Source organism: Methylobacterium sp. WL64 (assembly GCF_008039945.1).
GTDB lineage: Bacteria > Pseudomonadota > Alphaproteobacteria > Rhizobiales > Beijerinckiaceae > Methylobacterium.
Window position 1 is genome coordinate 47,214 of the sequence record NZ_VRVA01000013.1, and the last position, 19,853, is coordinate 67,066.

The 19,853-nt window shown below is 69.4% G+C and carries 22 protein-coding genes; 13 read left to right on the forward strand and 9 right to left on the reverse strand.

Annotated elements, in window-relative coordinates; genetic code table 11:
* Positions 1-49 precede the first annotated feature (49 nt).
* From FV242_RS09380 to FV242_RS09395, 4 genes are all read left to right on the forward strand, one after another.
* A complete protein-coding gene (locus tag FV242_RS09380; RefSeq protein WP_147907250.1) occupies positions 50-1,282 on the forward strand; it encodes an ABC transporter substrate-binding protein in 1,233 nt (410 codons plus the stop codon).
* A 71-nt stretch (positions 1,283-1,353) separates the two neighbouring features.
* Complete coding sequence (locus FV242_RS09385; protein ID WP_147938729.1) at positions 1,354-2,256, forward strand: branched-chain amino acid ABC transporter permease; 903 nt, start codon at positions 1,354-1,356, stop codon at positions 2,254-2,256.
* A 9-nt stretch (positions 2,257-2,265) separates the two neighbouring features.
* The gene (locus FV242_RS09390; RefSeq protein ID WP_147938730.1) at positions 2,266-3,267 is read left to right on the forward strand and encodes a branched-chain amino acid ABC transporter permease; all 1,002 of its coding nucleotides are present in this window, start codon (positions 2,266-2,268) and stop codon (positions 3,265-3,267) included.
* 125 nt (positions 3,268-3,392) lie between these two features.
* Complete coding sequence (locus FV242_RS09395) at positions 3,393-4,289, forward strand: dihydrodipicolinate synthase family protein (RefSeq protein WP_147938731.1); 897 nt, start codon at positions 3,393-3,395, stop codon at positions 4,287-4,289.
* 27 nt (positions 4,290-4,316) lie between these two features.
* Here FV242_RS09395 and FV242_RS09400 read toward each other — a convergent pair whose 3' ends face one another.
* From FV242_RS09400 to FV242_RS09410, 3 genes are all read right to left on the reverse strand, one after another.
* Entirely contained in the window at positions 4,317-4,580 is a 264-nt protein-coding gene (locus FV242_RS09400; protein ID WP_147938732.1) for a hypothetical protein, read from the reverse strand.
* Between the two features lie 104 nt (positions 4,581-4,684).
* Positions 4,685-4,954 carry a hypothetical protein gene (locus FV242_RS09405; protein WP_147907245.1) on the reverse strand — a complete coding sequence of 90 codons (270 nt, stop codon included), beginning with the start codon at positions 4,952-4,954 and terminating at the stop codon, positions 4,685-4,687.
* Between the two features lie 118 nt (positions 4,955-5,072).
* Complete coding sequence (locus tag FV242_RS09410) at positions 5,073-5,687, reverse strand: hypothetical protein (RefSeq protein ID WP_147938733.1); 615 nt, start codon at positions 5,685-5,687, stop codon at positions 5,073-5,075.
* 317 nt (positions 5,688-6,004) lie between these two features.
* Between FV242_RS09410 and FV242_RS09415 the strand changes: the two genes are divergently transcribed.
* The 9 genes from FV242_RS09415 to FV242_RS09455 all read left to right on the forward strand — a co-directional run bounded on the left by FV242_RS09415 (position 6,005) and on the right by FV242_RS09455 (position 14,733).
* Positions 6,005-6,451 (forward strand): hypothetical protein, encoded by a 447-nt coding sequence (locus tag FV242_RS09415; RefSeq protein ID WP_246692648.1) that lies wholly within the window; start codon positions 6,005-6,007, stop codon positions 6,449-6,451.
* A gap of 115 nt (positions 6,452-6,566) precedes the next feature.
* Positions 6,567-6,857 (forward strand): hypothetical protein, encoded by a 291-nt coding sequence (locus FV242_RS09420; RefSeq protein WP_147857360.1) that lies wholly within the window; start codon positions 6,567-6,569, stop codon positions 6,855-6,857.
* A 97-nt stretch (positions 6,858-6,954) separates the two neighbouring features.
* Positions 6,955-7,851 (forward strand): LysR substrate-binding domain-containing protein, encoded by an 897-nt coding sequence (locus FV242_RS09425; protein WP_147938734.1) that lies wholly within the window; start codon positions 6,955-6,957, stop codon positions 7,849-7,851.
* A 214-nt stretch (positions 7,852-8,065) separates the two neighbouring features.
* A complete protein-coding gene (locus tag FV242_RS09430) occupies positions 8,066-8,815 on the forward strand; it encodes an SDR family NAD(P)-dependent oxidoreductase (RefSeq protein ID WP_147907241.1) in 750 nt (249 codons plus the stop codon).
* A 10-nt stretch (positions 8,816-8,825) separates the two neighbouring features.
* Positions 8,826-9,689, forward strand: coding sequence for a transketolase (locus FV242_RS09435; RefSeq protein WP_147907240.1), 864 nt, complete (start codon positions 8,826-8,828; stop codon positions 9,687-9,689).
* Positions 9,686-10,708 carry a transketolase family protein gene (locus FV242_RS09440; protein ID WP_147907239.1) on the forward strand — a complete coding sequence of 341 codons (1,023 nt, stop codon included), beginning with the start codon at positions 9,686-9,688 and terminating at the stop codon, positions 10,706-10,708. The genes FV242_RS09435 and FV242_RS09440 overlap by 4 nt, the downstream gene beginning before the upstream one ends.
* Positions 10,699-11,580 (forward strand): NAD(P)-dependent oxidoreductase, encoded by an 882-nt coding sequence (locus FV242_RS09445; protein ID WP_147938735.1) that lies wholly within the window; start codon positions 10,699-10,701, stop codon positions 11,578-11,580. The genes FV242_RS09440 and FV242_RS09445 overlap by 10 nt, the downstream gene beginning before the upstream one ends.
* A gap of 231 nt (positions 11,581-11,811) precedes the next feature.
* Positions 11,812-12,828 carry a TRAP transporter substrate-binding protein gene (locus FV242_RS09450; protein WP_147907237.1) on the forward strand — a complete coding sequence of 339 codons (1,017 nt, stop codon included), beginning with the start codon at positions 11,812-11,814 and terminating at the stop codon, positions 12,826-12,828.
* A gap of 12 nt (positions 12,829-12,840) precedes the next feature.
* Positions 12,841-14,733 carry a TRAP transporter large permease subunit gene (locus tag FV242_RS09455; RefSeq protein ID WP_147907236.1) on the forward strand — a complete coding sequence of 631 codons (1,893 nt, stop codon included), beginning with the start codon at positions 12,841-12,843 and terminating at the stop codon, positions 14,731-14,733.
* Positions 14,734-14,997: 264 nt separating this feature from the next.
* Here the strand turns inward: FV242_RS09455 and FV242_RS34455 are convergent, their stop codons facing one another.
* The 6 genes from FV242_RS34455 to FV242_RS09485 form a co-directional block, all read right to left on the reverse strand.
* The gene (locus tag FV242_RS34455; protein ID WP_187193601.1) at positions 14,998-15,156 is read right to left on the reverse strand and encodes a hypothetical protein; all 159 of its coding nucleotides are present in this window, start codon (positions 15,154-15,156) and stop codon (positions 14,998-15,000) included.
* 201 nt (positions 15,157-15,357) lie between these two features.
* Positions 15,358-16,998, reverse strand: coding sequence for an acyl-CoA synthetase (locus tag FV242_RS09465; RefSeq protein ID WP_147938736.1), 1,641 nt, complete (start codon positions 16,996-16,998; stop codon positions 15,358-15,360).
* The gene (locus FV242_RS09470; protein WP_147907234.1) at positions 16,995-18,032 is read right to left on the reverse strand and encodes a TRAP transporter substrate-binding protein; all 1,038 of its coding nucleotides are present in this window, start codon (positions 18,030-18,032) and stop codon (positions 16,995-16,997) included. Before FV242_RS09470 ends, FV242_RS09465 begins: the two co-directional genes overlap by 4 nt.
* A 222-nt stretch (positions 18,033-18,254) precedes the next feature.
* Positions 18,255-18,593 carry a hypothetical protein gene (locus tag FV242_RS09475; protein ID WP_246692286.1) on the reverse strand — a complete coding sequence of 113 codons (339 nt, stop codon included), beginning with the start codon at positions 18,591-18,593 and terminating at the stop codon, positions 18,255-18,257.
* Positions 18,590-19,342: an FkbM family methyltransferase gene (locus FV242_RS09480; RefSeq protein ID WP_147907233.1), complete on the reverse strand. Its 753-nt coding sequence runs from the start codon at positions 19,340-19,342 to the stop codon at positions 18,590-18,592. The genes FV242_RS09475 and FV242_RS09480 overlap by 4 nt, the downstream gene beginning before the upstream one ends.
* Positions 19,343-19,407: 65 nt before the next feature.
* Entirely contained in the window at positions 19,408-19,743 is a 336-nt protein-coding gene (locus FV242_RS09485; protein WP_147938737.1) for a hypothetical protein, read from the reverse strand.
* Positions 19,744-19,853 lie beyond the last annotated feature (110 nt).

A 19,853-nucleotide genomic window follows, 5' to 3' on the forward strand; every position in this document is an offset into this window, starting at 1 on the left:
ACAACGCTCCGGCAGGGGCAAGTATTCGGGACGAACAGGAGGCGGGAACATGCGGTCACGGTTCATCGGTTACGTGCTCGGCGCGTCGCTCGCGTCGGCCCCCCTGTCGATCCCCCTGCCGGCGCTCGCCGCCGAGGCGATCAGCGACGGCGTCGTCAAGATCGGCATCCTCAACGACCTGTCGGGCATCTATTCCGACTTCACCGGGCGCGGCTCGGCCGTGGCGGCGCAGATCGCCATCGACGAGATGGGCGGCAAAGTGCTGAACGCCCCCATCGAACTCATCGCGGCCGACCACCAGAACAAGCCCGACATCGCCGCCAACCTCGCCCGGGAATGGTTCGACCAGGGCAAGGTCGACATGATCGCCGACTTCCCGACCTCCTCGACGGCGCTTGCCGTGATGGAGATCGCCAAGCAGAAGAACCGGGTGACGATGCTCTCGGCCGGGGTCGCCATGGCGGCGATCAACGAGAAATGCTCGCCGCTCAACGCGCAGTGGATGGTGAACACCTACGCGCTCGCGGCCGGCACCGCCAAGGCGCTGCTGAAGACCGGCCGCAAGACCTGGTACTTCGTCACCGCCGACTACACCTTCGGCCATTCCCTCGAGAAGGACGCCTCCGCGGTGGTCGAGGCCGAGGGCGGCAAGGTGCTGGGCGTGTCGCGCCATCCCTTCCCGGGCGGCGACTTCTCCTCCTTCATGCTGAAGGCGCAAGGCAGTGGCGCCCAGGTGATCGCGCTGGCCAATGCCGGCAGCGACACGATCAACGCCGTCAAGCAGGCCGCCGAGTACGGCATCGGGCGCGGCGACAAGCAGGTGATCGCCCCGCTGCTCACCTACATCACCGACGTGAAGAGCCTCGGCCTAGCCAAGGCCCAGGACATGTACCTCACCGAAGCCTTCTACTGGGACTACGACGACCGCTCGCGCGCCTTCGCGGAGAAGTATTTCGCCAAGATGAAGCGCATGCCGAGCGCGTCGCAGGCGGCGGTCTACTCGGCCGCGCTCAGCTACCTGAAGGCGATCGAGGCGGCGGGCACCGACGAGGCCGGCGCCGTGATGGCCAAGCTGCGCACCATGACCATCGACGACGCGGTGATCCGCAACGGCACGCTGCGCGCCGACGGCGCCCTCGTCCACGACATGCTGCTCCTGCAGGTGAAGAAGCCGGCGGAATCCAAGCGCGACTGGGACTTCTACAACGTCCGGGCGGTCCTGAAGGGCGACGACGTGTTCCCGAAGCCCTCGGATGCCTGCCCGCTCAACGCCAAGGGCTGAGGCCGTCCCCACGCTCCGCGCGGACGGTCTCCGTGCGGTTCCCGCCCCTCGCAGCCGCCGGTGACCCCCCGATGGACATCACCCTCCAGGCCTTCATGGCCCAGCTCACCATCGGCCTCATCGGCGGTTGCTTCTACGCCCTCCTGAGCATGGGGCTGGCGATCATCTTCGGGCTGCTCAACATCATCAACTTCACCCATGGGGCGCAGTTCATGATGGCCGCGTTCCTGGCCTGGATCGGGCTGACCCAGATCGGGCCCTGGCTCGGCTATCCCGACTTCCAGATCAGCTTCTGGGTCGCGCTGGTGCTGGCCCCGCTCTGCGTCGCCCTGTTCGGCATGCTCATCGAACGCACGCTGCTGCGCCGGCTCTACCATCTCGACCACCTCTACGGACTGCTCCTGACCTTCGGGGTGGCGCTGGTGATGGAGGGGGGCTTCCGATACGTGTTCGGCGTCTCCGGCCAGGGCTACGAGCCGCCGGAGATCCTGCAGGGGCCGGTCGATGTCGGCTTCATGCTGCTGCCGAAGTACCGCGTCTTCGTGGTCGTGGCCTCGCTGCTGATCTGCGTCTTCACCTGGTTCCTGTTCGAGCGGACCAAGCTCGGCGCCTACCTCCGCGCCGGGACCGAGAACCCGCGCCTGCTCCAGGCCTTCGGCATCAACGTGCCGGTGATGATCACCCTGACCTACGGGTTCGGCGTGGCGCTGGCCGGCATCGCCGGGGTGCTGGCCGCGCCGATCATGCAGGTGACGCCGCTCATGGGCGGCAACCTGCTCAACATCGTCTTCGCCGTGGTGGTGATCGGCGGCCTCGGCTCGATCCTCGGCGCGATGATGACCGGGCTCGCCCTCGGGCTGATCGAGGGGCTGACCAAGGTGGTCTACCCGGAGGCCTCGACCGTGGTGGTCTTCGTCATCATGGCGCTGGCCCTGCTGGTACGCCCGGCCGGCCTGTTCGGCCGCGAAGTCTGAGGGGAGCCGATGTCGAACACCTTCAAGATTGTCCTGGTCCTGGTCGCGCTCGCCCTGGTCGTCCCCTTCGTGCCGGGGCTGATCTACCCGGTCTTCGTGATGAAGGTGATGTGCTACGGGCTGTTCGCCTGCGCCTTCAACCTGCTCCTGGGCTTCACCGGGCTCGTGTCCTTCGCGCACGCCGCCTTCCTGGGCAGCGCCGGCTACGTCACCGGCGCCCTGATGATCCGCTTCGGCAACCACCCGCTGGGGATGCCGGCGGCCTTCGTGGCGGGCGTCGCCGCGGCGGCTCTGGTCGGCTTCGCCATCGGTGGCCTCGCGATCCGGCGGCGGGGCATCTACTTCGCGATGATCACCCTGGCGCTCTCGCAGATCGTCTATTTCCTGGCGGTGCAGATCCGCTGGACCGGCGGCGAGGACGGGCTCCAGGGCATCCCGCGCGGCAGCCTGTTCGGGCTCGACCTCACCTCCGACACGGTGATGTACTACGTGACGCTGGCGCTGTTTGCGGCGGGCTTCCTGTTCGTGGACCGCGTGGTCCACTCGCCCTTCGGCCAGATCCTGCAGGCGGTGCGGGACAACGAGGCGCGGGCGACGTCGCTCGGCTACGACACCGACCGCTTCAAGCTTCTGGCCTTCGTGATCTCGGCGGCGGTCGCCGGCTATGCCGGGGCGATGAAGGCGCTGGTGTTCCAGCTCGTCTCCCTCAACGACGTTTCGCTGCACACCTCGACCGAGGTGGTGCTGATGACCCTGCTCGGGGGCGTCGGCACGATCTTCGGGCCGCTGCTCGGGGCCGGGCTGGTGGTCGGGCTGCAGAACTACCTCGCGACCATCGGCGACCTCGTGACCGTGGTGATCGGCCTGATCTTCATCGTCTGCGTCTCGTTCTTCCGGCGCGGCGTGGTCGGCGAGCTTCTGCACCTGCGCCGCCGCCGGGCCGAGCGGATCAAGAGGCGTCCGGTCCTCATCGCCACCCACGAGACAGCCCCGGCCGCCGAGGCGGTTTGAGGCACCCCCTGCCCCGACGGGCAGGCCGATTTCGCCGCCGCGCCGTGTGAGGCGTGGGCGAAGCCATGGCCGCGCGAGCCGAGTGCGGTGCTGTTCAACCCGTTGATCGAAAAGGAAATTCGACCATGTGGACCGGTGTCATTCCCGCCGTCACGACCAAGTTCAAGTCCGACGGCAGCCTCGACCATGCCGAGATGGAGCGCTGCTTCGGCCTCCAGATGGACGCCGGATGCGACGGCATCATCGTGTGCGGCTCGCTCGGCGAAGGGCCCATGCTGTCCCAGGACGAGCGCATCGACGTGCTCAAGCGGGCCCAGTCGGTCACCAAGGGCAAGCCGACCCTGCTGACCGTGTCCGAGGCGGGCACCCGCGAGGCCTGCGACCTCGCCGCCAAGGCGGCCAAGGCCGGCGCCAGCGGCCTGATGGTGGTACCGAGCCCGATCTACCACACCGATCCGGCCGAGACGGTCGAGACCCTGCGGGCCGTCGCGGCCGCGGGCGACCTGCCGGTGATGATCTATTCCAACCGCGTTGCCTACCGGGTCGACGTCACGCCCGAGATCATGGAGGACTTGGCCGCGGATCCGCGCTTCGTGGCCATCAAGGAATCCTCCGACGACATCCGCCGCACCACCGAGATCATCAACCGGCTGGGCGACCGCTACGCCGTCCTGACCGGCGTCGACAACCTCGCCCTGGAAGCGCTCGCGGTCGGCGCCTGCGGCTGGGTCGCCGGCCTCGTCTGCGCGTTCCCGTCGGAGACGGTCGCGATCTACCGGCTGATGCAGGCGGGGCGCACCCAGGAGGCGCTGGCGATCTACCGCTGGTTCCGGCCGCTCCTCGACCTCGATGTCTCGACCTACCTGGTCCAGAACATCAAGCTCGCCGAGTGCCTCGCGATCAACTCGACCGAGCACGTGCGCGGTCCGCGCAAGCCCCTGTCCGGGGCACGGCGGGCCGAGGTCGAGGCGATTGTGCGCAAGGCGATCGAGAGCCGCCCCGCCCTGCCCGCAACGGCCTGATCGCGGGCGGCGGGACCCGGGTTCGGCTCAGCGGCCGATCCCGGTCCCGCCGCCGATCGGGGCGACCGCGTTCGGCCCGGTGTTGGGAGCCGGCGTCGCGGCCTGATTCCGCTGGATGTCCATCCGCAGCGTGTTGCCCTGCGTCGTCTGCTCCTGGCGCAGCGACCGCAGCTGGTTGTTGTTTTCCATGGACTGGTTCGCGGCGTTGGGATTGTTCTGCTGCACCTGAGCCCGGACGGGGGTCGCGAGAAGCGGCGACAGGCAGAGGCCGGCGAGGAGGATGGCGCGCATGGTCAGCTCTGGAGTTCGATGGGGTCACCGAGTCGACGCGCGCGCCGGCCGCCAAGTTCCGCCGATCTCAGGCCGTCTGGCCGGCGTCGCCTTCGGGGAACCGCTCAGCAGCCGATGCAGACCCGCGGATCCCATTTCGGCAGCGGCTTCAGCGGTGGCAGCACCCTCTGCAACGGGGCCGACGTGGTCACGCTCTGCTGGGGAAGCACGACCACGGTGGTCCGCTCGTCTGGAGCGGCGACCACGATATCCTGAGCCGGCTCACCCGCGTCGGGACGGGCGATACTGCCGGTCAGATCGCGATCGACCGCCCGGGCGGAGCCGAGGCTGAGCGAGACGGCGAGGCCGGCGGCGACGAGGCGGATGACGGTCACGGGAAACTCCGCCGGCACAACGGGATGCGGGCGGCGGGGTTCAATCGCCCGTCCCGGTTTGCCGGCGGTGTATCGCGTTCCGATCCCGGCGTCCGCCGTGACGGCGCCGCGCGTCGTGTCAGGATCGTCGCGGGCGTACCGACGAGGCCGGCAGGATCGTCGCGTGCCAGCGGTTGTCATCCTGGGGCACCCACGGCCGCTCGACCGGGTGTTCGGGCAGCCGGTACTCGACCTGGATCGGCCCGACCGGTAACCCGCCTGCCAGCGCGAGTGTCCGCGGCGGCGGACGTTTCGCCAGCCGGACCGGATGCGCTCCTGCCGCGAGCCGGCGCCGGTCGTGCCGATGAAGCCGGGCGTAGCGCTTGCGCATCTGGGCAAGTCGTATTTGCGCAACGCGCATCTTGGCGCGCCGCAATTGGGCGAGCCGCACCTTCGCCCGCGGCCGCCGCGCGGCCGTCGCGAGGCGGGTCGGGCGCTGCGCCAGCTCGACCAGGCTCGGCTTGTCGTAGCTGACCGGCGCGACGCGGTTGGCCACCGTAATGCAGCCGGTGCAGATCGAGCCTGAAAGCTGCTGCCAAGTCCGTTGCTGTCGCTCCGCGATGAGCGCGCTGCGATCGACCGCCGGGCGGGGTTGTTCCGCGCTTCGGCCAGCGGGAACGGCCGCAACGATCGACGGCGACAGGACGGCGAAAGCAGCAAGCGCCGCAATCAGGGAATGTGCAACGCTCTTCATGACCCATCTCGGCGGCTGTCCGGAGCCGCCAAGCTTCTCGTTGCCGCGTGGGCGCCGCCGAGCAAACCGTTTTCTTGAGGAGTCGGTATTCAATACGCAGGCAGCGAACCCGGTCTTGGACCGGCCGTGCCGACGATGCTTCCGTCCGGACGGGTTGAGCGGGCCAAGATTATCACGGGATTTCCGGTTATCTACAAGTATTGTTTGTTTATTTGGAAGTTGCGCTTGGCGATGCGGGTTGGACATATGGCTTAATCCGTGGTTAACATCGAGTCCCACAGCCGTGATTAGGGCTGCGGCATCGCATCAGGGCGATCATGATCAATGTTAACCGGATTGCGGTCCTAGGCATGCTGCTGTCGGCGGGGGCGTGCTCGCGCCTGCCGAACGTGCCGACGGCCTACAGCGCGTTGCCGCGCACCCCGGTGTCCGTCGCCGCGACGCCGGTGGCCGCGGCCCCGGAGGCCCAAGCCGAGGCGGTCGCCACCCTGCCGCGCATCGTCATACCGGGGACCATGACGACCCCGGTCCCGGCGTTCGAGCCCCGGGGCCTGAACCCGGGTGCGGCCCTGGACTCGTCCCGGCGCAGCCGCCTGGCCTGGGAGGCGTTGCGTCCCGCCGATCTCCTGAGACCGCCGGCCCTCGCCGCCGGCCGGTCGACCGCGTCGACGATCCCGGCGCAGACCTACGATCGCGACGCGGCGATGGAGCGCCTCCTGAAAGGCGGCCACGCGGCCGCGAGCGGCATCTGCTCGGGCTGCTGAGCTTGCGCCGCCGGGCGGGGCATGGTTAGCCGATCGCGTCCGAAGGCTCTGCCGGTTTACGCGCCGTTAACGTGTCCTCCCCAAGTTGCAGCGAGCGACCCGAGGGAGGCGTGGCATGGGTGCCTTGAAGGCTGAAGACGAGCAGGCTGTCGATCGCCTGACCCTGCGGCTCCTCCAGGACGCCTATTGCGACCTCGCGGCCGTGCTCCGCGGGGCCCAGCCCGCGGCGGCCGCGGCCATTCTCGCCGTCATGGAACAGCGCGTCACCGACGTCCTCACCCGGATCTGCCAGCAGGGTTCGGAGGGGCCCGCCTCGGCCGGCATCGCGATCGCCGTCGGCGAACGGGTCGGCGAGATCATGGATCAGGCCCATGGCCGCGACGGGCAGGCGGCGCTGGCAGCCTGAAGCCGGCTCAGCTCATCGCAGCGTTGGGCCGCCTGACGGCCCGCACAGATCCCTCGGCCATTGCCAGCGCCGCCACCGCCGGACCATCCTGCCTCGGATGCGTCCGCCCGTCCCCCTGTCCGCCGTCCGGATCTTCGAGGCCGCCGCGCGGCGGCGCTCATTCAAGGCGGCGGCGGGCGAGCTGAACCTGTCGCCGAGCGCGGTCAGCCACGCCGTCCGAAAGATGGAGGAGACGCTCGGCGTCGCCCTGTTCGAGCGCAACGGGCAAGGCATCACGCCGACCCCGGCCGGGGAGGCCTTGTGCGACCATGTCGGCCGGGCCTTCGCCGAGCTGAACCGCGGCCTCGACCTCGTGGCGAATCGCGGGCCCCAACTGCTGCGCCTCCATTGCGCGCCGAGCTTTGCCGCGCAGTGGCTCGTCCCGCGCTTGGCGCGCTTCCTCAGCGAGCATCCGGGCTTCGAGGTTCGGCTGGCCGCCGGCATGGACTACGCCCGCTTCATCACCGACGAGTTCGACGCCGACATCGTCTACGGGCCGCCCCGGGGCGAAGGCCTCGTGCGCATGCCGCTCGGGTTCGAGACGGTGACGCCCCTCTGCGATCCCGAGCGCGCCGCCCGGATCGCCGCCCCCGCCGACCTGTTCGCGCAGACCCTGATCCAGAGCGACAATAAGCAGGTGCGCTGGACTCACTGGTTCGAGCGCAACCGGCTGGCCGCGCCGCCCACCGCCGCGATCCGCTTCGACCGGAGTTTCCTCGCCCTGGCGGCGGCGGCGGACGGGCTCGGCGTCGCCCTCGAATCGACCCGGCTCGCCGAGCGGGAGATCGCCGCCGGTCGCCTGGTCGCGCCGCTCGCCGGGCGGGCGGAGGACATCGGCTACGTCGGCCACCATTTCGTCTGCCCGGCCGATGCCCGCCGCCGGGCGCCGCTGCAGGTCTTCGCGCGCTGGCTCGCCCAGGAACTCGCGATCGAGCTGGCCGCCGAGCTGGTTTGACACCCTCGGCAGGTGAATCCCATTCACCTGAGGATGTAGGATTCGCGTTTGTCGCGGCCGGTCTCGCCGGGTCAATGTCGCCTCAACGAACAAGACGCGAGGAAACGTCACCGCGAGGCCGCCGATCCCCGGATCGCGATCGCCGGCCGGCTTGCGCCTCCGTCGCGACGACAGGCTTCGATCCCGCACCCGCGCGGATCGCCGGGAGGGTCCCATGCTGTTGAACGATCGGGTCTGCGTGATCACCGGGGCGGCCTCCGCCCGCGGCATCGGCAAGGCCACCGCGCGCCTGTTCGCGCAGTATGGCGCGCGTATCGCCGTGCTCGACCTCGATGCGGGCCAAGCCGAGGAATCCGCCCGCGAGATCGGGGCCGGCCATGTCGGCCTCGCCTGCGACGTGGCCGACCGGGCCGCCTGTTCCCGGGCCGCCGAGGAGGTCGTGGCCCGGCTCGGGCGCATCGACGTGCTCGTCAACAACGCCGGCATCACCCAGCCGCTCAAGATCATGGACATCGCGCCGGAGAATTACGACGCGGTCACCGACGTGAACCTGCGCGGCACCCTCTACATGAGCCAGGCCGTGATCCCGGGGATGCGCGGCCAGGGCTCGGGGGCGATCGTATGCATGTCCTCGGTCTCTGCCCAGCGCGGCGGCGGCATCTTCGGAGGCCCGCATTACAGCGCGGCCAAGGGCGGCGTTCTGGGCCTCGCCAAGGCCATGGCCCGGGAACTCGGCCCCGACGGGATCCGGGTGAATTCCGTGACGCCCGGCCTGATCCAGACCGACATCACGGGCGGCAAGCTCACCCCCGAGCTCAAGGTCGAGATCGCGAAGGGCATCCCGCTGGGGCGCCTCGGGGTGGCCGACGACGTCGCCAACGCTTGCCTGTTCCTGGCCTCCGACCTGTCCGCGTACATCACCGGCGCGGTGATCGACGTGAACGGCGGCATGCTGATCCATTGAGAGGCACGCCATGACGTCTCCGTCCCCGACCGAACGGCCCCGTGCGGGGTCCAACGTCCCGCTCAGCGAGCGCGCCTACCATATCCGCCGCCATGCCCTGCGCATGGGCGAGGTCCAGGGCCAGGGCTACATCGCCCAGGCGCTCGGCATCAGCGACGTGCTGGCGGTGAGCTACTTCCACGCCATGGCCTACCGGCCGGAGGATCCCGAATGGGAGGGCCGCGACCGGTTCCTGCTGTCGATCGGCCACTACGCCATCGCGCTCTACGCCGCGCTGATCGAGGCGGAGATCATCCCGGAGGATGAGCTGACGAGCTATGGCGGCGACGACAGCCGCCTGCCGATGTCGGGCATGGCCGCCTACACGCCGGGCATGGAGATCACCGGCGGCTCGCTCGGCCACGGGCTCGGGATCGCGGTGGGCATGTGCCTCGGCCTGAAGCGGAAGGGCTCGAAGAGCGTCGTCTACAACCTGTTCTCCGACGGCGAGCTCGACGAGGGCTCGACCTGGGAGGCCGCCATGTCGGCGGGCTCGTTCAAGCTCGACAACCTGATCGGCCTCGTCGACGTGAACGGCATGCAGGCCGACGGCGCCTCCACGGGGGTGCTCAACTTCGAGCCGCTGGCTCCGAAATTCGAGGCGTTCAACTGGTTCGTGCAGCGGGTCGACGGCAACGACCTCGACGCGCTGGTGGCTGCCTTCGATGCGGCGCGCCATCACCCGGGGCCGCAGCCCCGGATCATCATCTGCGACACGCGCATGGCCAAGGGCGTGCCGTTCCTGGAAGCGCGCGAACGCAATCACTTCCTGCGCGTCGAGCCGGACGAATGGCAGCGGGCTTTAGCGGTCCTGGACGAAGGGAGGGTGCGGTGAGACGCTCGAAATACGAGAGACCCGCCCCGCGGGAAGGCGGCAGCCTCAAGACCTCGGCGATGATCGCCTCGCTCGCCGCCCCCGGGCAGCGCACCAGGGCCGCGCCGTTCGGACATGCCCTGGTCGAACTCGCCAAGACCCGGCCCGACATCGTCGGCCTGTCGGCGGACCTGTCGAAATACACCGACCTGCACATCTTCGCGCAGGCCCATCCCGAGCGGTTCTACCAGATGGGGATGGCCGAGCAGCTCCTGATGAGCGCGGCGGCCGGGCTCGCCCGCGAAGGCTTCACGCCCTTCGCCACCACCTACGCGGTGTTCGCCGCCCGCCGGGCCTACGACTTCATCTGCCTGGCGATCGCCGAGGAGAATCTCGACGTCAAGATTGCCTGTGCCCTGCCCGGCCTGACCACCGGCTACGGCCCGAGCCACCAGGCGACGGAGGACCTCGCGATCTTCCGCGGCATGCCCAACCTCACGATCATCGATCCGTGCGACGCGCACGAGATCGAGCAGGTCGTGCCGGCCATGGCCGCCCATAAGGGGCCTGTGTACCTGCGGCTCCTGCGCGGCAACGTCCCCCTGGTGCTCGACGAGTACGGCTACACGTTCGAACTGGGCAAGGCCAAGACGATCCGCGACGGGCGCGACGTGCTGATCGTCTCCTCCGGGCTGATGACCATGCGGGCGCTGGAGGTGGCCGAGGCGCTGCGCGACGACCGGATCGACGTGGCGGTCCTGCACGTGCCGACGATCAAGCCCCTGGACGAGGCGACGATCCTGCACGAGGCCCGACGTGGCGGACGCCTCGTTGTGGTGGCCGAGAACCACACGGTGATCGGCGGCCTCGGCGAGGCGGTGGCGGGCGTGCTGATGCGCAGCGGAACGATGCCGGAGCGCGGCTTCCGCCAGATCGGCCTGCCGGACGCATTCCTCGACGCCGGCGCCCTGCCCACGCTCCACGACCGCTACGGGATCTCGGCCGCCGCGATGGCGCGGAGCATCCGCGGATGGCTGTGAGCCGCCTCGCCTTCGTCGGCCTCGGCGCCATGGGCCTGCCGATGGCGGGTCACCTCGTCGCCGCGGGTTTTTCCGTGCGCGGCTACGACGTCCGGGCGGAGAGCCGCGCGGCCCTCGCGGCAGCGGGCGGCGAGCTGGCCGGGACCCTGGCGCAGGCGGCCGACGGTGCCGACGCGCTCGTGCTGATGGTGGTCAACGCCGCCCAGGCCGAGGACGTGCTGTTCGGACAGGGTGCGCTCGACGCCCTCGCCCCGGACGGGATCGTCGTCCTGATGGCGACCTGTCCGCCGGGGGCCGTGGAGGCCATCGCGGCGCGCGTCTCGGCCACGGGCCGCCGGTTCGTGGACGCCCCGGTCTCGGGGGGCGTCGTCGGGGCCAAGGCCGCCAAGCTCACGATCATGGCCGCGGCGCCGGCCGCAACGCTTGCGGAGATCCGCCCGTTGCTCGACGCCCTGGGTGACCGGATCTTCCATGTCGGCGAGCGGCCGGGCCAGGGCGCCACCGTCAAGGCGGTGAATCAGCTCTTGTGCGGCGTCCACATCGCGGCCGCCGCCGAGGCGATGGCTCTGGCCGGCCGGGTCGGGGTCGATCTCGCGGTGGTGCTGGAGATCCTCTCGGGTTCGTCGGCGTCGAGCTGGATGCTGCGCGACCGTGGCCCCCGCATGCTGGAGGGCGAGCCGGAGGTCACCAGCGCGGTCGACATCTTCGTCAAGGATCTCGGCATCGTGCTGGAGGCCGGCCGAAGCGCGGGGGCGGCGCTGCCGCTCGCGGCGCTGGCCCATCAGCTCTTCGTCTCGACATCGGGCCGCGGCGACGGCACCGCCGACGACAGCCAAGTGGTGCGCGCCTATCGCGCCCTCAACGGGACCTGAACGTGCGGGCACGGCAGCGGTGAAGTGTCGGCGTTTGTGCGCCGCCACGGCTTGTCCCCGCGCCGCTGAGCCTGGATGATCCGCGCCGGAGCGAGAGACGGCGCGTGAGACGCACAGAAGCGGTCCCCCGAATATCGGTATCGGGCCGCGAAGACTGAAGGGACGCACGAATCCACACGACCGGTCAACGGCGGGGATCGCGCGGCTCGGGACGACCCAGGGAGTGAAACCATGCGCGACACGCGCTTCAGCCGCCGCAGCCTGCTCGCCGGCGCGACCGCCGTGCCGGTCTTCGGCATCCTGACCCGGCGCGGGCAGGCGGCCGAGTTCTCCTACAAGCTCGCCACCGGCCAGGACCCGACCCACCCGGTCAACATCCGGGCGCAGGAGGCCCTCGACCGGATCCGCGAGGCGACCGGCGGGCGCCTGGAGATCAAGCTGTTCCCGGCCAACCAGCTCGGTTCGGACACCGACCTGCTGGCGCAGGTGCGCAACGGCAGCGTCGAGTTCTTCAACCTCGCCACCTCGATCCTCGCCACCTTCGTGCCGGCCGCGAGCCTGCCCAACACCGGTTTCGCATTCAAGGATTACGACGCGGTCTGGTCGGCGATGGATGGCGGCCTCGGTGCCTACGTCCGGGCCGAGATCGCCAAGACGCCGATCCTCACCGTCTCCAAGGTCTGGGACAACGGATTCCGGCAGATCACCTCCTCGACCCGCGAGATCAGGACGCCCGAGGACCTCAAGGGCTTCAAGATCCGGGTGCCGCCGGCGCCGATGCTGACCTCGCTGTTCAAGGCGCTCGATGCCGGCGCGGCGCCGATCAATTTCAACGAGCTGTACTCCGCGCTCCAGACCAAGGTGGTCGAGGGGCAGGAGAATCCGCTTGCCATTACGGCGACGGCCCGGCTCTACGAAGTGCAGAAATCCTGCAGCCTGACCGGGCATGTCTGGGACGGCTACTGGATTTTGGGCAACAAGAAGGCTTGGCATCGCCTGCCGGAGGATCTGCGCCGGACAGTTTCGCAGGAATTCGACCGATCCGGCACCGACCAGCGCGCGGATGTGGCCAAGCTCAGCCTGTCCCTGCGCGAGAGCCTTGCCGCCAAGGGCATCGGCTTCGTCGACGTCGACCGCTCGCGGTTCCGCGCGGTGCTGAGCCGGACGAGCTTCTACCGCGACTGGAAGGCCAAGTACGGGGATGCGGCGTGGGCGCATCTCGAAGACGTCTCCGGCAAGCTGACCTGAAGGACGACCGGCATGCAGATCGATATCGCGGCCGTCGAGAGCGCGGCCGGGCTTGAGCTGGCGGGGCCGCCGCTCCGCGCCAGGACCTGGCTGCGCAAGCTGGACGTGGCCCTCGGCTACCTCGTGGAGATCCCGGCGGCGCTGCTGGTTCTGGCCGAGATCGGCGTGTTGTTCGGCGGCGTGGTCAGCCGCTACGTGTTCCGGGAGCCGCTGGTCTGGTCGGACGAATTGGCCGCGATCCTGTTCCTGTGGCTCGCCATGCTGGGCGCCGTGGTCGCGTTCCGCCGTGCCGAGCACATGCGCATGACCGCCATCGTGGCGATGTGCGGCCCGCGCCTGCGCGCCTTCCTGGAGACGGTCGCGCTGGTGGCCGGCCTGATCTTCGTGGCGCTGGTGCTGGAGCCGGCCTTCGAATTCGCCAGCGAGGAGACCTTCGTCCAGACCCCCGCGCTGGAGCTCAACAACGCCTGGCGGGCCGCCGCCCTCCCGATCGGCTTCGGCCTGATGCTGCTGGTCGCCGTGATCCGCCTCCTGGAATCCGCCGACTGGCGGCTCACCGTCGGCGCGCTCGCCCTGGGCGGCGGCATCGCGGCGGGGCTCATGGCGCTCCAGCCCTGGCTCATGGGGCTCGGCAACCTCAACCTGCTGCTGTTCTTCGTCCTCGGGGTCGGCGCCCTGGTCTTCTCCGGCGTGCCGATCGCCTTCGCGTTCGGTCTGTCGACCTACGCCTACATCACGCTCACCACCAACGCCCCGTCGATGGTGGTGGTCGGGCGCATGGACGAGGGCATGAGCCATCTCATCCTGCTCGCCGTGCCGCTGTTCGTGTTCCTCGGCCTGCTGATCGAGATGACCGGCATGGCCCGGGCGATGGTCGGGTTCCTGGCCTCCCTGCTCGGTCACGTCCGCGGTGGCCTGCATTACGTGCTGGTCGGCGCCATGTACCTCGTCTCGGGCATCTCCGGCTCGAAGGCCGCCGACATGGCCGCAGTCGCGCCCGTGCTGTTTCCCGAGATGAAGGCGCGGGGCGCCAAGGAGGGCGACCTCGTGGCCCTGCTCGCCACAACCGGCGCGCAGACCGAGACGATCCCGCCCTCGATCGTGTTGATCACCATCGGCTCGGTCACCGGCGTGTCGATCACGGCCCTGTTCACCGGCGGCCTGCTGCCGGGCCTAGTGCTGGCCGTGACCCTGTGCGCCCTGGTCTGGTGGCGCTACCGCCGGGAGGATCTGAGCCACGTCGCCCGCCCGTCGCGCAGCGTGATCGGCCGGGCTCTCCTGGTGGCGGTGCCGGCCCTGGCGCTGCCGTTCGTGATCCGCTTCGCGGTGGTCGAGGGCATCGCCACCGCCACCGAGGTCTCGACCATCGGCATCGTCTACGCGGTGCTGGCGGGGCTGCTGATCTACCGCCAGTTCGACTGGCGGCGGCTCTACCCGATGCTGGTCATGACCGCGACGCTGTCGGGGGCGATCCTGCTGATCATCGGCGCGGCCACCGGCATGGCCTGGGCGCTGACCCAGTCGGGCTTCTCGCAGACGCTGGCGATCGCGATGAAGAGCCTGCCCGGCGGCCCCGTAGGCTTCCTGTTCGTGTCGGCCGGCGCGTTCATCATCCTGGGCTCGGTGCTGGAGGGTATCCCGGCGATCGTGCTGTTCGGCCCGCTGCTGTTCCCGATCGCCCGGCAGGTGGGCGTCCACGAGGTCCACTACGCGATGGTGGTGATCCTCGCGATGGGCATCGGGCTGTTCGCCCCACCCTTCGGCGTCGGCTACTACGCCGCCTGCGCGATCAGCCGGATCCACCCGGATGCGGGCATGCGCCCGATCGTCGGCTACATCCTGGCCCTGCTGATCGGCCTCGTCGTCATCATCCTGGTCCCCTGGTTCTCGATCGGGTTCCTCTGACGACACCGAGTCTGCCCTCGCCACCGTGACACCCGGCCGGATCCATCCCCGTCCGGGGAGCGCCGCCGCGCGCCCAATCCGGAACCGCCCCATGCGGGCGCGACCTGCATGACGGCATCCGCGAGCCCGCGGTGGGCTCGATGATGAACGGCATCGCGGCCCATCGCGGGCTGGTGCCTGTGGGCGCCACCGACCTGGTCTTCTCGGATGACATGCGCCCGTCGCTGAGGCCGCGCGGACGCCGGCGTTGAGGCTGTATGCCGGTCAGATCATCCCGGCGCCGCCGGTGCGCGCGACGCGGTCGCGCTGCTCGGCGTAGCGACCGTCGGCGACGCGCTTCAGCGCGCCTTCGAGGCGGCCGGCGACCTGACCGAGAAGCGAACGCTCGGAGCGGAAGCCGACGAGATACGCGAGGGTGGCCATCGTGTCCGATCCCGAACAAGGGCCGGGCAGGCGCGCCCGGTTGCTGCGGTGCAATATGCGCCGGCTCGGGATCGCGCGTGAGGGGGCTCTTCCGCGGCCTGCCATGCAAGGACGGCATGAAGTTCGCATGAATTCTTCACCGAACCGGTCCGCGAACGGCTTCTGCCGGGTGCGGTGCAGCGAACGCGGTCGTCCGAACCGTCACCGTCCGGCAGGGGCACCCGGATCAAGCGGCAGGCCGCCGCGGGCTTCGAGACCCTCGCGGATCGCCCGCTTGGTGATCTTGCCGTAGCCGGATTTCGGCAATTCGTCCCAGAAGAACACCCGCTTCGGCAGCTTGTAGCGGGCGACCTCGCCGGCGAGCCACGCGATCAATTCCGCCTCGCCGATCTCCGCGCCGGGGCGGGCCACGCAGACTGCGACGCCGACCTCGCCCCAGGCCGGGTCGGGCACCCCCAGGATCGCGGCCTCGGCGATGGCCGGATGCTTCAGGAGCTTCTCCTCGGTCTCGCGCGGGTACACGTTCGACCCGCCCGAGATGTACATGTCGGAGGCGCGGCCGGTGATGAACAAAAACCCTTCCGGGTCGAGGTGGCCGAGGTCGCCGGTGCGGAACCAGCCGTTCCGGAACGCCGCCGCGTTGGCCTCCGGGTTGTCGTAGTAGCCCGCGAACACGGCCGGGCCGCAGACGCAGATCTCGCCGGTCTCGCCGGCCCCCAGCTCCCGCCCCTTCGTGTCCTGGATCTGCACCTGCATGCCGGTGCGCTCGAACCCGCAGGTGCCGACCTTCACCCCCGGGCCGTCTTCGGCGGCGTGCAGGCGGGGCGGCAGCACGGTGATGTTGCCGGTCACCTCGCCGAGCCCGAAATACTGGACCAGCACCGGTCCCAGCGCCCGCAGGGCCCGCTTCTGGTCCTCCCGGTACATTGGCGCGCCCGCGTAGATCACGTGGCGCAGGCTCGTATGGTCGTGCGCCGCGACCGCCGGGTGCTCGGTGATCAGCTTCACGATGGTCGGCACGGTGAACAGGTTGGTGATGCGCCAGCGCTCGACCAGCGACCACACCTCCGCGGGGTCCAGGCGCGTGCCGCCGGTGAGCACCGTCATGGCGCCGGCCGCGACCTGGGCGAGCTGGTGGATGCCGGCTCCGTGCGAGAGCGGCGCGACCACCAGCGAGGCGTCCGCCTCCGTCGTGCCCGGCATCAGGTCGCAGAGGTGGTTGGTGATCACGAAGGCCATCTGGCCGTGGGTGAGCACCGCCGCCTTCGGGCGGCCGGTGGTGCCCGAGGTGAAGAAGAACCAGCACGGATCGTCGTGCTCGACATCGGCGGTGGGGGCCGTCTGCGCGGCGTGCGCGGCCACCAGGGCGTCGTAATCCAGCCCGAAGGCGGAGCCGCCGATCTCGACCACGAGGCGCAGGTCCGGCGCGGCCTCGCGGATCGCGGTGGCGTGGTCCGGGAACTCCGCGCCGCAGATCAGCGCCGAGGCGCCGCTGGCGCTGGCGAGATAGGCGACCTCCGCGGGCGTCTGCCGGAAATTCGTCGGCACCCAGACGGCGCCGAGCCGGAAGCAGACGAACATCGATTCGAACAGTTGGTTGCCGTTGCGCGCCTGGACCAGCACGCGGTCGCCCTTGGCGACGCCCCGGGCCGCGAGCGCCGCCGCCATGGCGTCGACCCGGGCATCGAGGGCGCCCCAGCTCCAGGTCCGGTCACCCCAGGCGAGGCCGATCGCGTCCGGCCAGCGGCGGGCCGCCCGGCGCAGAAAGTGGGCGAGGTTCATAACCCGCCGCGAACAGGGCGCGACGCCGCCGCGCGGCGCCGGCCCCGCCGGGCCGTTCACGCGAGCTTCCCGCAGGCCTTCTCCAGGAGGGACCAGCCCTCCTCGCCGTACCGGCCCTTCCATTCGGCGTAGAAGCCGGCCTTGCGCAGCTTCTCGCGAAACGGCTCCGGATCAGGCTTGTTGAACACGAGGCCGCTCTTGGTCAGGTCTTCCTGCAGGCTGGCATTGAGCTTGGCCACGTCGGCCCGCTCCTTCATGCCGGCCTCGTTGATGTGGCGGGCGACCATGGTGCGCAGGTCCTCGGGGAGGCGCTCCCAGGCCCGGCGGTTCGCCAGGAACCAGTAGCCGTCCCACATGTGGTTGGTGAGCGAGCAGTATTTCTGCACCTCGTAGAACTTCGTCGTGGCGATCACCGCCAGCGGGTTCTCCTGGCCTTCGACGATCTTGGTCTGGAGGGCCGAGTAGGTCTCGTTGAGGTTGATCGAGGCGGGCGCCGCCTCGAACGCCCGGAACATCGAGGTCCAGAGCGGCGAGACCGGCACGCGGATCCGGAAGCCCTTGAAGTCGTCCGGATTGGCGATGGGCCGGGTCGAGGAGGTGGTCTGGCGGTAGCCGTTGTCCCAGATCTTCTCCATGGCCACGAGGTTGGCCTTGGCGATCTGCTGGCGGACCCAGGCACCCAGCTCCCCGTCCATCGCCGGCCACACGGCCTCGTAATCCGGGAAGGCGTAACCGATGCCGTTGATCGAGGCGTTGGGCACCAAGGTCGAAAGGATCAGCGGCGACATCGTGAAGAACTCGACGCTGCCCGAGCGCAGCTGGCTCAGCGTGTCGGTGTCCGAGCCGAGCTGGCTCGTGGGGAAGATCTTGAGATCGAAGCGGCCGCCGCTCTCGGTTCGCAGCGCGTCCGCCATCTCGCGGGCGCGGACGTTCATCGGGTGCGTGTCGGGCAGGTTGTTGGCGTACTTGTAGGTGAAGTCCGCCCGCTGGGCCCGCGCCACGTGCGGCATCGCCACGGTTCCGGCGAGGATCGCCGTCGAGCCGGCGGACAGGAACCCGCGGCGGGACAGGGGCAAGTGAATTCGCGACGACATGGGCGGCCCTCCTGATCCGGGCGCGCGGCCCGGCGTTTCCTCAGGGTCCGCGTTCATGCGCGGACTCTCTCGTGTCTTGCGGCTTCGATAGCGGCTGGCCCAATCCAGTCAACGGGGCCGTTTCGGCCCGGCCGTCAGTGCGGGCGACTTGTCAGGGCATGTCTTAAGGGCATGCCCGCCGAAGCGTGCGGATCATCCGCGCGATGACCGTCTCGTGCGGGCCTATGCGGCCGGCAATTGCTGCTCCAGATGGGCACGAAGGATCGAATAGTGTTGGACGACCTTGTCGAGCTTGTCGGCGTTCGCTCTCCGGATCCGCTCCGAGCCGGCGTCGGGCTGGTAGGTGGTTGCGTAGTGGGCGGCGTGTGCTTTCAGCTTCGCGGAAACGAAGGCCAGATCGGCCGACCAGACGACCTCCGCGCGGACCAGCTGAAGGCGCCGCGCGATCTCGAGCCAATGCAAGTCGAGCGCGATGCCGCTGCCCATCTGCTTGAACAGGTCGAACAGGGAATCAAGGATGCCGATCGCGGTCCGGGCTGACACGATGGAGCGCTCCGTCATGCCTGCGTCGCGATGAGGTCGGGCCGCACATACCAATCGTCAAACAGGGACAGCTGCCGGAAACGCCGACGGTAACCCAGGCCGGTCAGCAGGGCGTAGATTTTCTCGCGGCTGTCCGAGAAGTTGTGCTCGACGCTGATCAGGGCGATGTCGTGGCGCGTGAAATCGAAGCTTTCCAGCACGTCAAACTCGCCGCCCTCCACGTCGATGCTCATGTAGTCGATGCGCTTCGGCGCCCGGGCCTCAACCAGGAATCGCTCCAGCGAAACCGTCTGGACCGCGTATTGCCGACCGTCCTGGCGGAACTGCGCGTGGAAATCGCCCGTCACCAAGTCGTTCATGCCGGACAGCTCGCCGATGTCCACCTCGTTGAATAGGACCTCGACCCCGTCGGTCCTATAGACGCACTTGTCGGTGATGTAGCAGTTCCGGTTGGCGTAGAGCGCGGCGTGCCAGGCCCGGGCCGGCTCGGCCAGCGCGCCCTGCCAGCCGAAGGTCTTCTCGAGCAGCAGCGTATTGCTCAGGCTGATCCCGTCGCAGGCACCGAACTCGACGAAGTAGCCGTTCCGCTTCTCCTTGAGTTCGTACAGGACCCAGAGGTCCTGCAGCAGCTGCGCGTTGGAATACGGCGCCATCTTCGTGGCGAACGACAGGAACGCGAGTTCGGAGCTGGCGAGATGGGGCTTCGCGTCCAGTTCGTTCCTGAGATCGACCAGGGCGTTGAAGACGGTCAGGAGCGCGACATCCATGGCCCTGCGTTCCACCATGTTGAGGGGACCGATCGATACAGGTGACGAGTGCGGGTGCGGTGCGCTCAGGGACGGGTCCGGTCAAGAGGCCGGGCCCCCAGGATCCGGTTCGAGCCGTCGAACAGAACCGTATGCTGCAGCGAATCGGGCCCCTGGTCCGGTACCGTGCGGGCCGCCCTGCGGATCGCCGACAGGAAGCGCTTCCGGCTGAACCCGAAGGGCCGCAAACTCGCCAACAGGGCCTCGATCAGCTTGGTCGAGGCTTCGGATCGCGCCCGGGCCAGATCGCGCTCCCGCACGGCCGCGTCGCGCTCGGCCGTGATCAGTGCCAGTGCAATCTGCTGCTGCTGGATCTGGCGGATGTATTTGGTGTCGATGTCGTGGACAGGGGACGTCGTCATACGGCAGCCTTCGGGGCTCTGAGCGGAACCAGGTGGCGATACGGCCGGGAACGCGGCGGGACCTACGGGGATGATGGGATCCCATGCATGCTCCCGTGCCCTCGCACGTC

Coding starts and splice junctions, on each gene's coding strand:
- FV242_RS09380 (WP_147907250.1), top strand. CDS start 50: ATGCGGTCACGGTTCATCGGTTACGTGCTCGGCGCGTCGCTCGCGTCG.
- FV242_RS09385 (WP_147938729.1), top strand. CDS start 1,354: ATGGACATCACCCTCCAGGCCTTCATGGCCCAGCTCACCATCGGCCTC.
- FV242_RS09390 (WP_147938730.1), top strand. CDS start 2,266: ATGTCGAACACCTTCAAGATTGTCCTGGTCCTGGTCGCGCTCGCCCTG.
- FV242_RS09395 (WP_147938731.1), top strand. CDS start 3,393: ATGTGGACCGGTGTCATTCCCGCCGTCACGACCAAGTTCAAGTCCGAC.
- FV242_RS09400 (WP_147938732.1), bottom strand. CDS start 4,580: ATGCGCGCCATCCTCCTCGCCGGCCTCTGCCTGTCGCCGCTTCTCGCG.
- FV242_RS09410 (WP_147938733.1), bottom strand. CDS start 5,687: ATGAAGAGCGTTGCACATTCCCTGATTGCGGCGCTTGCTGCTTTCGCC.
- FV242_RS09415 (WP_246692648.1), top strand. CDS start 6,005: ATGATCAATGTTAACCGGATTGCGGTCCTAGGCATGCTGCTGTCGGCG.
- FV242_RS09420 (WP_147857360.1), top strand. CDS start 6,567: ATGGGTGCCTTGAAGGCTGAAGACGAGCAGGCTGTCGATCGCCTGACC.
- FV242_RS09425 (WP_147938734.1), top strand. CDS start 6,955: ATGCGTCCGCCCGTCCCCCTGTCCGCCGTCCGGATCTTCGAGGCCGCC.
- FV242_RS09430 (WP_147907241.1), top strand. CDS start 8,066: ATGCTGTTGAACGATCGGGTCTGCGTGATCACCGGGGCGGCCTCCGCC.
- FV242_RS09435 (WP_147907240.1), top strand. CDS start 8,826: ATGACGTCTCCGTCCCCGACCGAACGGCCCCGTGCGGGGTCCAACGTC.
- FV242_RS09445 (WP_147938735.1), top strand. CDS start 10,699: ATGGCTGTGAGCCGCCTCGCCTTCGTCGGCCTCGGCGCCATGGGCCTG.
- FV242_RS09450 (WP_147907237.1), top strand. CDS start 11,812: ATGCGCGACACGCGCTTCAGCCGCCGCAGCCTGCTCGCCGGCGCGACC.
- FV242_RS09455 (WP_147907236.1), top strand. CDS start 12,841: ATGCAGATCGATATCGCGGCCGTCGAGAGCGCGGCCGGGCTTGAGCTG.
- FV242_RS34455 (WP_187193601.1), bottom strand. CDS start 15,156: ATGGCCACCCTCGCGTATCTCGTCGGCTTCCGCTCCGAGCGTTCGCTT.
- FV242_RS09470 (WP_147907234.1), bottom strand. CDS start 18,032: ATGTCGTCGCGAATTCACTTGCCCCTGTCCCGCCGCGGGTTCCTGTCC.
- FV242_RS09475 (WP_246692286.1), bottom strand. CDS start 18,593: ATGACGGAGCGCTCCATCGTGTCAGCCCGGACCGCGATCGGCATCCTT.
- FV242_RS09480 (WP_147907233.1), bottom strand. CDS start 19,342: ATGGATGTCGCGCTCCTGACCGTCTTCAACGCCCTGGTCGATCTCAGG.
- FV242_RS09485 (WP_147938737.1), bottom strand. CDS start 19,743: ATGACGACGTCCCCTGTCCACGACATCGACACCAAATACATCCGCCAG.